Consider the following 11118-nt stretch of genomic DNA (forward strand, 5'->3'; position numbering starts at 1 on the left):
ACAGGTCAAGCTTTATTTGAACATCTTGGATAAGCGTTACGCAAAGAACTCTTTAAGAAAGAAGTCTAGATAGTGTGCCTCGATAGGTGCATGAGGTGCGAGGCATTTCACAAGAGTGAGACGGAATGCTCTACCACAAACGATTGAAGCTGACTCAGTTCTAATTTTTAAGCCGCTAAAAGGAACGGCTTTTAAACCTATCAGTCATTACCCTAGCTGCTATCTACCAGAAATACTTAGCGCATAGAGAGCAGCTGGTTGATGAATTTACAAATACAGGGTTTCTAAATGGCTTTTTTCTTAAACAAAAGCAAAATGGTAAGCATTAACGCAAGACGCTGCGCCAAAAGCCCTACCCAAATACATAGTGTTGAGGGGGATCGTAAGAACTCAGGAAACCAACCGCTATCCAGTCATAATCAGCACATAGGATTCTTTGGAATTTAGAAGCCGCTCGGGCTTGACCGCAATAGTCGCAACAGCCTATGGCTTACCACTGGGTTGCTTCTTTTCCTTTGATGACCGTCAGCCTTATGAAGGCCTCGTCATTGTCCATTCATTGGTCTTCCTAGCCGATGCCTTTTCGCATGGTCTTATGGTTTTTGTCGATTATCGTACTGCCCCTCTCTTACCAGGAGCAGATCCAAGCGCTCTTTCGACTAAAAAATCTACTAACCGTTAAAAGGCTGGAAGAGCAACACTATTACGATATCAACTCCGCTATGACTGTAACGCTGGAATTATTGCTTATTTATGTGTTGTCCATGTTCTTTTTGGACAGATTATTCAGGCGTCTAAATATCCTGTCAGAGCAGGCGCTAACCCGATCCTCCCCTATTGACGCACTACGAGGCGTACTCTCTACCACTGTGGTCTGCTGCCACTTTATGGTGACCTACCAATGGAAGACCACTGGTGAATGGGCAGGCTCAGACAGCAGTGCGCTCCTGAACAATATGGGGGCGGTTCCCGTCACGCTCTTTTTCATGATTACAGGCTTTCTATTCTTTGGAAAAATTTATCAGCGCAAGCCTGACTGGCCACATATATTCCAGTCTCGATTCTGGAGAATCATGCCATTGTACGCATTCGTCGTGGCAGTAGTCGTATTTATCAGCTTGTATCGAACCGGATTTGATCTGGTATCGCTTACTCAACTGGCCAAGGAAAGCCTGAGATGGGTTGTTTTTCTTGGCGCCTCTTTTAATGGCTTTCAAGAGAGTCGCATCATTACGGCCGGCGTCCAGTGGACGTTGAAATATGAATGGTTCTTTTATCTAGCCCTTCCTGTTCTCGCAGCGCTGATCAACCGCGAAAACTATGGCCGCTACCTTGCCCTATCTCTCATCGTGGTAGTAGCTGCATTACCTGCAGCACAATTGGAAGTGTTAAAGCTCCATTTCTTGCTATTCTTTATTGCCGGATTTATCCCCGTGCTGATCAAACGACACCGGCCAGCATGGATTGATTATCTAAAGAAACCTGTCTATGGCGCTCTGGCAATAGCTCTCATTGCTTATAGCATGACAATGCCGGATTACTTTTCTGTACCTCAGATTTTGCTTCTTAGCATAGCGTTCGCCATTATTGCACTGGGTAACGATCTATTTGGATTATTAAGTAGTTACGGTTTGAAGGCTTTAGGTGAAATTAGCTACAGCGTTTATTTGATTCACGGGCTGGTGCTATATAGCCTCTTTTCTTGGTTACAGGTCTATCCTTTTATAGACAGCAATGTTTCCCACTACATTATGCTTCTGCCTTTGGTGCTGGTATTGGTATGCGGGCTTTCCCTGTTAACTTTCCTGGGAATAGAAAAGCCTTTCATGTTGAAGCCGAGAAAAGGCGTAAACACCATACCGCCTCTCTAAAAAGATCTGGGTGTCATAGTTTCAACTATGACACCCATGTTTTCAATAATTTAAAATCCCTAATAAACCAGAACGATTTCTAGATACTGTTTGGCTTTAATTCTGAACATATCATTTGATCGAATGTTCTCATGCACCTAGAAGAAAATGAAACCCGATAAAGTGGGCTTTAAAAATTTTCCGTTAATCAAGCAAAAAGAAATTCTCTGGATGAAGCCAAAGCGATGTTTGCACCTAAACCTCCTTTAAATCATACGGATAAAAAGGCTCTACTGGAAAATGCAAGAATGCTATGAGTTTTACTTTCAATCACTAATAAGTCCCCACCAGATGGCAAAGTATAACAGTCCCAACATGTCCAAAAATTTACATAGCCTTTACTTGGAACGGGTATCATCTTTACAACAGAAAGGCTTTAATGCGAGGGCAAGCGAACGATCCGTTGTTTGGTTTGTAACACGTCATCAGCCACCCCAGAAGCAGTGATTTCCCCCGTTGCTGCTTTTTTACTGGGGTGGTCTTTTTCAGGACGCACCAATCAAACGCGCGCTATCAAGGTAGCGTGAAGTGGCTAACGTTTGGTTAAGATCAGGCGTGCAAAGCTAGCTGCCAAACAGCGGCCTTACCGCAGTAAGGCGGAAACCTTTTGCCTTTAACGATGGGCGAGGCCGTGCGAGGAGCACCTATAACTGTCCAGATGCCACTTTCTGGACACGTCTGACCTGTTGTGCACTGGGTACCGATAGGGGTGATAGTAGGCATATCTACTACTTCTGCAGTATTACTTCTCATGACAATACAAACGTAGCTGACTATGGTCTGTTGAGGTTAACGCAGCGCTGTTGTTTTGCAACTAGCTTATATCGGCTGGCCTACCAAAGATGACTAACGGCATGATTATGTATAAATGAGGACGATCCCCATGACTCCGCTACGCTTAATAGGGTGAAAGTCAACCAGAAAACCGTTACAGGCTATTTGAAGCAAGTCAATATCACACTGATATCACAGTATTGATCATCCAGTTATATAAATAAGGCACCCCCATGCCTCAAATCAGTGCTGGCTGTAGGATGGCCTTAGGATTGGAGCTGCTATAGCAGAAAATAGTACTTGAGAAAGATACGATTACTTTTAGCAAAAGGCTCTGTTGAGCACGACTGCTTACCTGTGACCGAGTAATATTGCGTTATGATCTTCGATAGACCTTTATCTGAAAGTCCTAAAGCCAACGACACCTCTTCGCTAGCCTAGTAAGCGGTTTTATTTTTACTGTATAAATTTCTTACATCGATCCTATCTCAAGAACTAAGTCATGAGATTTGGGTTCGATATGACCTCTTCGCAGATCATCCCAGCGATCGCTGTCTCTGGTTTGCTTGTGCGTTTACCAGACGTATCAAGGCTCACTTATGCTTCATGTGCGACAACTTCATAAAAGCTACCCCACCCCTCAGGGCATTCTGCCGGTACTTCGAGGTATAGATTTAGATCTGCAGCGTGGTGGCAGTCTGGCTCTTATGGGCGAGTCGGGAAGTGGTAAAAGCACACTCCTTCATCTTATCGCTGGACTCGACAAGGCAGATAGTGGCCGCATCGATATCGATGGAAAGGCATTACACTCACTTAACGAACAAGCGCTGGCTGACTGGCGTCGCTGTGAGATTGGCCTGATTTTTCAGCAGTTCAACCTCATCGGCAGTCTGACGGTAGGGGATAATCTAGCTTTTCAGGCGCGGCTTGCGGGACGGCACAATCCATTGTGGCAGGCCCAGCTTGCCGAGCAACTGGGTCTGAGCGAGTTATTGCAACGGTACCCAGAGCAGCTTTCGGGAGGACAACAACAGCGTGTGGCATTGGGTCGAGCCCTGGCATCACGTCCGGCGTTAGTACTGGCTGATGAACCGACCGGTAACCTGGACGAAGTAACTAGCGCCCAAGTACTCAAGCTGTTGCTGGATCTGGTAGACCGTAGTGGCTGTACGCTGCTGATGGTTACTCATAGCCCACAGGTAGCGGCACAGTTGCAGCAACGCGTCGTGTTGCGGGCAGGCCAAATTGCTACCCCTATGGGAAGCTAACGATGGGTGTTGTGTATTGGTCTGTGCGCAGCCTAATCAGTCACTGGCTAAAACACCCCGTGCAGTTTTTCAGTCTATTTACCGGGCTCTGGCTAGCCACGGCATTATTGACTGGCGTTCAGGCGCTTAACAGCCAGGCAAGGCAAAGCTATGCGCAGGCCAGTCAGCTCATTGGCGGTTTACCTCAAGCGACACTTTCTGCACGTAATGGCGGACTTATTTCTCAGGAAAGCTTTCTTGCGTTACGCCGGCAGGGATGGCCTGTGTCACCAATGATACAAGGCAGCGCCATTATTCAAGGTCAAACACGCCGTCTGCAAATCATGGGTATCGAACCAGTGAGCCTGCCGGTGGGCTCGTCCGTAGCGGGCGAACCGACCGAAACACAGGACTTGATGGCATTTATTAGTCCACCTGGGCAAACCTGGGTTGCTAACCAAACACTACATGAGTTGAGCCTGCAGGAGGGTGAGCAGCCTTACCTGGTTAATGGGCAACTCCTCCCGCCAATAACAGGTAAGTCAGGCATGGCTCCCGGCATGTTGCTAGTCGACATCGGAGTGGCCCAGCGGCTACTTGAGGCGCCGGACCAACTCTCACGTCTTGTTCTCCCAGCAGATTTTCAGGAACCCCTTCCTTCTCCGTGGAATGAACGATTGCAATGGCAGCCCCATTCAAATGAAAACGACCCGGGCCAGCTCACCGAAAGTTTCCACCTCAACCTAATGGCGCTTGGGCTGTTAGCCTTTGCAGTTGGATTGTTTATTGTACACGCGGCTATCGGGCTGGCCTTGGAGCAACGAAGACCCTTATTACGTACATTGCGCGCCAGCGGTGTAAGTGTTCAAAAACTCCTGATAGCGCTGACTGGAGAACTGATAGCGCTCGCGTTGCTAGGGGGGCTGGCAGGTATTGTTAGCGGCTACGTACTGGCCAGCCTACTCTTACCAGACGTGGCAGCCAGCTTACGAGGTTTATATGGTGCTGAGGTGGCCGGAGAGCTCTCTCTCAGTCCAATCTGGTGGCTAGGTAGCCTGGGACTTAGCCTTCTGGGTGCGCTGTTGGCGGGCGTAAACAGTTTATGGCGCGCCGCTCGGTTGCCATTGCTAGGACTCGCCAATAGCGAGGCTTGGCATCAGGCCCACCGTGCTTGGCTAAAACGCCAAGGATGGATCGCCGCTCTTGCAGCAGTGGTTGCCTTCATTGCCTGGCTGACAGGCAATAGCCTGGCGGCAGGTTTCGTCATGATGGGCAGCCTACTGCTCGCGGCAGCTCTAGGTCTGCCGGTAGCGCTCAGCGGCCTGCTAAGACTAGCACCTGCCTCCATGCGGTCACCATTACTGGGCTGGTTTATTGCCGACTGCCGACAACAGTTACCTGGCCTGAGTCTGGCCCTCATGGCTTTGTTGTTAGCCCTTGCCGCTAATATTGGTGCCGGCAGTATGACAGAAGGGTTTCGGCATACCTTTGGTGTCTGGCTGGATCAGCGCCTTTCTGCCGAACTTTATATCCGCCCAGCTAGCCCGGATCAGGTGCAAGAGATGGCTAATTGGCTAACAGCGCGTCCTGAAGTTGATCGCGTTTTGGCAGGTCTTGAGCTTGAAACGCAATTGGGTGGTTGGCCTTTGACCATTGCAGGCGTAGAGGATGATGAGCTTTACCGCAACCATTGGCCCTTACTAGAGGCACGAGCAGGTGACCCTTGGGACGCACTCTTCAAGGGCGATAGCGTCATGCTTAGTGAACAACTGGCTCGGCATTTGAACGTTGAAATAGGCGACACGGTAAAACTACCGGCAGCCGAAGGGGCGTGGCTTGCCAAGATCGTGGGTATCTACGCGGATTATGGAAACCCTCGTGGCCATGTTCTGGTAGATGCTAAGGCAATGAAGGCCCATTGGCCCAACCTGCCGGTAAGCCGTTATGCGCTGCGTATGGAGCCTTCCGCCGTCGGCAACCTGAAGCAGGCCATCAAGGATACGTTTGCTCTCGATGACTCCCGTCTTGTGGATCAGGTACAGCTCAAACAATGGGCAACACAGGTGTTTGAGCGCACGTTCAGTGCAACCTCGGCCCTTAATACGCTGACGCTGGGCGTAGCAGGTGTTGCGCTCTTTATTGCTTTATTAACGCAAAGCCAGAGCCGCCTTGGGCAACTCGCGCCGTTATGGGCCATGGGTGTTACGCGGCGCCAGCTGATGCTGCTTAACGTAGGTCAGACGTGGCTGCTAACACTGCTAACATTGCTCCTGGCGATTCCGCTGGGCATTCTGCTGGCATGGTGCCTGGTAGCCGTGATTAATGTTCAGGCCTTTGGGTGGCGTTTGCCACTTCAGGTTTTTCCGGATCAGCTGATGCGTCTGGCAGGACTCGCTCTACTGGCTACCTGGCTGGCCTCAGCTTGGCCTCTCTGGACCCTGTGGCGGAGCCGCCCGGTTGACTTGCTGAGGGTACTGTCCGATGAACGCTAGGATTGGCTGTCTGGTTGTAGGCCTTTTTGTCCTAGGCGGATGCGATGATTCTTCATCCAAAGGACAAGGCTTTGCCGGTCTGGGCCAGGAAAGCAAGGGCTTTGCTCAGGTCGTACCGGGCAGGGTGTTCTCTTTTCCAGCCGATCATGGCGCTCATCCTGATTTTCGTATCGAGTGGTGGTATGTCACTGCCAACCTAAAGGACGCTGCCGGCAATGACTATGGCGTGCAATGGACGCTTTTTCGTAGTGCCATGCGTCCCGCAGCCGACCAGCCCGGCTGGGACAACGGGAATCTGTGGTTAGGTCACGCGGGACTGACTACCCGCACGCAGCAATTCCATGCCCAGACACAGGCGCGAGGGGGCGTTGGACAGGCCGGCGTGACAGCTGAACCCTTTGCTGCCTGGATTGATGATTGGTCAATGCAAGGCGAAGCATCGTCAGATCTTAAAGTGCAGGCCCGTGGCGATACGTTCTCTTATCAGCTCCAGTTGACGTCAGATCAGCCACTTGTGCTCCAAGGGGACCAAGGCTTGAGTCGCAAGTCAGCCAGAGGCCAAGCGTCTTATTACTACAGCCAACCTTTTTTCCGCGCACAGGGTGTATTGAAAATCGAGGGCAAACCCGTGGCCGTAAGCGGCACGGCCTGGCTTGATCGCGAATGGAGTAGTCAGCCGCTCTCGGAAGATCAGCACGGATGGGACTGGTTTTCGCTACACCTGCAGGATGGTCGACAACTCATGGTGTTCCGCTTGCGACAGGCAGATGGCGATAATTACCTGAGCGGTACCTGGATAAACGCCGACGGCCAGACCGAACCCCTGCAAAGAGACGAAATCGAGTTGAAAGCCTTGGATGAACATTTGATCGCGGGGCGGAAAATTCCAACGCGCTGGTCTTTGTCCCTAGTCAAACGCGGGCTTAACATTGAGGTGTCAGCCATTAATCCCAACGCCTGGATGGATGTGGGAACACCCTATTGGGAAGGGCCCGTACGCGTACAAGGCAGCGAAACCGGAATCGGCTATCTGGAAATGACAGGTTACTGAGCCTGCGCCGCGTTGATAGCAACGCAGGCTCAGCCCGATCAGCTTACTGCCAATCGGTCCAGGTCTAGCATGTCCAAGGTCTGATCAAGTTGGTAAACCGAATTGGGATAAGCAACGCCCATCTCCACGAAGTGAGGGTTCTCTTTGAGGCGCTGAATGAAATAGGTATCGGAAGTATCGTAGATCCAGGAGTTTGATCGGGATTGAAATTCCGGAAAGTCATCATAACTTCCCTTTCGCCTGTCCAGTACGCGGTGGAGGTTGTCCCGTAACAACAATAGGCTTTCATTTGGCATGTTATTGATCCAAGTGATAAAGGCCTGCTGGTCCTGGTTATTCTGCAGATCAAATCCTTTGAGTTCGGCGTAACGTGAGAGCAACGGCAAAACGTTATAACCATCTCCGCTCTGGTCTGAAAGTGCTTTTGCCGCCGCCTCATCAAGCCCAGCGTGAGTTAAAAATTGGCTGGTTTCCGGCGTTTGAAAGCGATTGGCCATTTCATGGTGTTTGATAACGTCACGAGTGCCCAATGTGATGGTCGAAAGCAGCACTACACCAAGGCCGATTGGGCCAAAAACAGTGCCTGTGCCCAAGGCTGATGTCACTCCTCCTGCTGCGGATAATGTATAGAGTGACGCTCCCACCGTATCGCCAGACTCCGCCGCCTTGCCTGCGTTGACCAGATCAAACAGCGAGCTGGCAACACCCAAGACTTTTACCGCAGGACGAGAGCTACCGCCGGCCAATGTGTTTACCCAACCATCCTTGGGTATCTTACCCATGCCGATCAAGAGTTCGGTCGTCTTTTGGGCCGTGCCGGCAGCGTCAAGACAGACCTTAAGGATGGCTTCGGGGCTCTGGTGTTTATGTAACGCAACCCCGGAGCTTGCCAGTACGGCAGCGGCACCGGCCGCCCCGATCATCCTCAGGGTTTGGCCAGCGCGCGCCTGATTATCAAAGGTCCTGACACCATTGGTTGATTTGATATCGTCCAACTTGAGATTGAAGCGAGCGAGACGGTCGGTAATCTGCTCGGCTGTTTCGCCGGGCCTCGGTAATGCCTCTTTCAAGGCATCAATAGCCTTATTGAGATCCTTGTCTGGTATACCAAACAGAGCAGCTACTGGGCCTTTTTTGAGCCCTTCCAGTTTGTTGAGGGCATTTTGCAGGCTGGCAGCATCTCCCGCCTTTACATTCTGAAACTCTGGCATCACCTTGTGCCGTAGAACCTGCGTAGCCACTTCCTCAAGAAACTTTCGACCACGATCCGTTGTTTTGCCAAACTGCCCAATCAGCTTCCATTGATCCAGATCGTTTGTCAGTTCCGGATATTGGGCCACCGCAGAACTCATGGCTGTAATTGCGTCGGGATTATCCAGTGTCCTGCGGATTTGGTCCTCGATCGCCTTGCGGTCACCTTTAAAGTCTGCCGGAAGATTTTGCAGCGCCTGTAGCTGGTATAAGAGATCACGCCCGTCCTCAGCAACCTGATCTTTTAGCGCCTGGGTCTGCTCTTCCCACTCGGGCGGTCGCGAGTCAAGATAATCCTGGATGGCGTTATCCCGCTGCTCAGTAGTCATGACAGCGCCCCCATTCAAGGTGAGCCAATTGAGCTCTTCCATCTGTTTTCCATACGCCTGCAGATCATCCGTAACCTTTTTCTGGAACTGATCCAGGCCTGGCAGGATATCGCCCTCTAAAACATAGCGTGTGTCGCCTTGGTCCACAAAGCTCAGCACCTGCAGCGGATAAGCTGGACTTGCTCCTTCGGCAATGCTCTGCACAGTTCCGGTCCGCTCGTAAAGTCCGAGCTCGACCAAGCGCTTGATGGTCTCCTCAGCACCGGGCTGACCGGCAATGCGTCCGGTTACGTTGACCAGATGATAGGCTCCTGACGAGCCTACCATGGGCGGGACTGGATTATCGCTGGGCTCGATCAATACCTTTTCCAGTCCGGGAATTGCCGCTTCGACGACCTTTGCCGCAAGATGCGGGTCAAGGTTCTGTGTCATGTTATCCAGTCGTTCGAATACAGTTTTCATCGGTACGAGCTGGCCAGACTGGTTATCCTGCTGATTCAAGGCGTCAAGCGCGTATTGCCCTGCCCTTTGGAAGATCTCCTGGCCTGTTGATGACTGCAACAAAACCTCTTTTACATCAGGTGTAACGGTGGAGTAAGCCTTTCCTAGTGTCTCCAATGCGGCAACAGGATTCGGCGATGCGTTAACCTGCTGAACAATCTCCCTGACCTGCGCTTCCACGTCCGGACCCTTGTGGCTGGAAGGCGTCAGCACCAACCCCATCTGTTCGGCACCCTGCTCTATCGCTATCTGAGCCGGCCCACTGTCCGTCCAGTCATGATCAAATAACCATTGCGCAGAGTCGTTACGCTCAGCGGCTGGCAAAGCGGACAAAAACGTTTGCACGTCTTGTTTCAGTTGTTCAGTCTCTACGGCGTAATCGATCGCGCCGTCTGCAGTGTTTGCGTGTTCGATGGCATTACCTCGAGACTGCAGGTTTTCAAGGAACAGTGTTTTGCCATCAGGCTGTACGGCCAGCTGCTCTGGTGCTGGAGGAGGTAAAAAGACCACATCACCGGCGTGAATGTGATCAATATCAGAAATCTGCGGATTATGTTGGGCTGCCTCGTGCAGTGAGACGTAATGCTTTTTGGCGATACCCGTCATGGTGTCACCCGGCTCTACAACTACCTTTTGCTGCTGCAGGTGCGACTCAGGGAGTCTTGGTGCGTCCCCTTCAGGGCGCGGCGTTTCCTGGGATCGCTTGATAAACGCGCTAAATGAATGAAGCGCGGTGCGGAAGTTACTGCGAGAGGTTCCGGCATTATCGATCGGCATCGCCATGGCGTAATGTCCTCGGTAGGCTTCGGTCGTCAGCCTGACCAAGAATGCTTGGCTTAGATGAAAAGCACATGACACGTTAACGCCAAGCTGAAGTAACCGTGCTTACGGCTCCATTCCATAAGGAACAATAGCCTCTACACGTTAATACTCCGTCAGGATAAAAGGCTTATAGCCAGAAAATCATCATTGACCGATTGCTTAATACAGTAAAACAACAAGAATCCGTCAGATCATGAAATTACTTTGCCATTACTTTAGTTTCATGATACTCGGACCGACGAATGGTAATGGGCGTTTTAATAAATAAAAATCTTATAAAAATCAGCCACTTAAATCATTAAATAAAGCTTTATCTGGCTTTGTTTCAATTCATGTCAATGTTTTGGCATATCGCTTGTATAGCTCAGTACGCAGAGCACAGAGCGCGCTCCGCTTGGCAGTAGCCTAGCCAATTCTTTTTAATTCTGAGCCTCCGCCTGATCTTGCAGTACAGGAAATGGTCGCGGTTGGTCACAGCAGTATGGTGATACCAATGTTTTTTTCGAAACTGTTAAAGAAAAGCCTTCCCCTAGCAGCCGCCTTGGCGCTTGGAACCACTTACGTACAAGCCGAACCGGTCGATCTGGTTAGTCTGAACCTGTCCGGTGCGGGATTTGCCCCCCATGTCTTACCTGGAATCAATGGCACCAACTATATTTTTCCAGTGGAATCCTACTTCCAGCAGTGGAGCGCCAGGGGCATCAAGACATTCCGCTTCCCCATCATCTGGGAGCGCCTGCA

Annotated in this window: 5 protein-coding genes and 1 pseudogene; 5 read left to right on the forward strand and 1 reads right to left on the reverse strand. The window is 50.8% G+C overall.

Annotated features, from left to right (window positions below; translation table 11 throughout):
* The first annotated feature begins 602 nt into the window (after positions 1-602).
* From B3729_RS05775 to B3729_RS05790, 4 genes are all read left to right on the forward strand, one after another.
* Positions 603-1871, forward strand: a complete 1269-nt coding sequence (locus tag B3729_RS05775; RefSeq protein ID WP_286787367.1) for an acyltransferase family protein — start codon at positions 603-605, stop codon at positions 1869-1871.
* A 1412-nt stretch (positions 1872-3283) separates the two neighbouring features.
* Positions 3284-3952, forward strand: coding sequence for an ABC transporter ATP-binding protein (locus B3729_RS05780; RefSeq protein WP_286787368.1), 669 nt, complete (start codon positions 3284-3286; stop codon positions 3950-3952).
* Positions 3953-3954: 2 nt separating this feature from the next.
* Positions 3955-6423, forward strand: coding sequence for an ABC transporter permease (locus B3729_RS05785; RefSeq protein ID WP_286787369.1), 2469 nt, complete (start codon positions 3955-3957; stop codon positions 6421-6423).
* Positions 6413-7474: a lipocalin-like domain-containing protein gene (locus B3729_RS05790; RefSeq protein WP_286787370.1), complete on the forward strand. Its 1062-nt coding sequence runs from the start codon at positions 6413-6415 to the stop codon at positions 7472-7474. Before B3729_RS05785 ends, B3729_RS05790 begins: the two co-directional genes overlap by 11 nt.
* Before the next feature lie 38 nt (positions 7475-7512).
* Here the strand turns inward: B3729_RS05790 and B3729_RS05795 are convergent, their stop codons facing one another.
* Entirely contained in the window at positions 7513-10338 is a 2826-nt protein-coding gene (locus B3729_RS05795; RefSeq protein ID WP_286787371.1) for a LysM peptidoglycan-binding domain-containing protein, read from the reverse strand.
* Between the two features lie 532 nt (positions 10339-10870).
* On the opposite strand from B3729_RS05795, the pseudogene B3729_RS05800 reads away from it, so the two are divergent.
* A pseudogene (locus tag B3729_RS05800) lies at positions 10871-11118 on the forward strand (glycoside hydrolase family 5 protein); the annotation flags it as partial.

Source organism: Pseudomonas sp. UBA3149 (genome assembly GCF_002364655.1).
Classification (GTDB): domain Bacteria; phylum Pseudomonadota; class Gammaproteobacteria; order Pseudomonadales; family Pseudomonadaceae; genus Chryseomonas; species Chryseomonas luteola.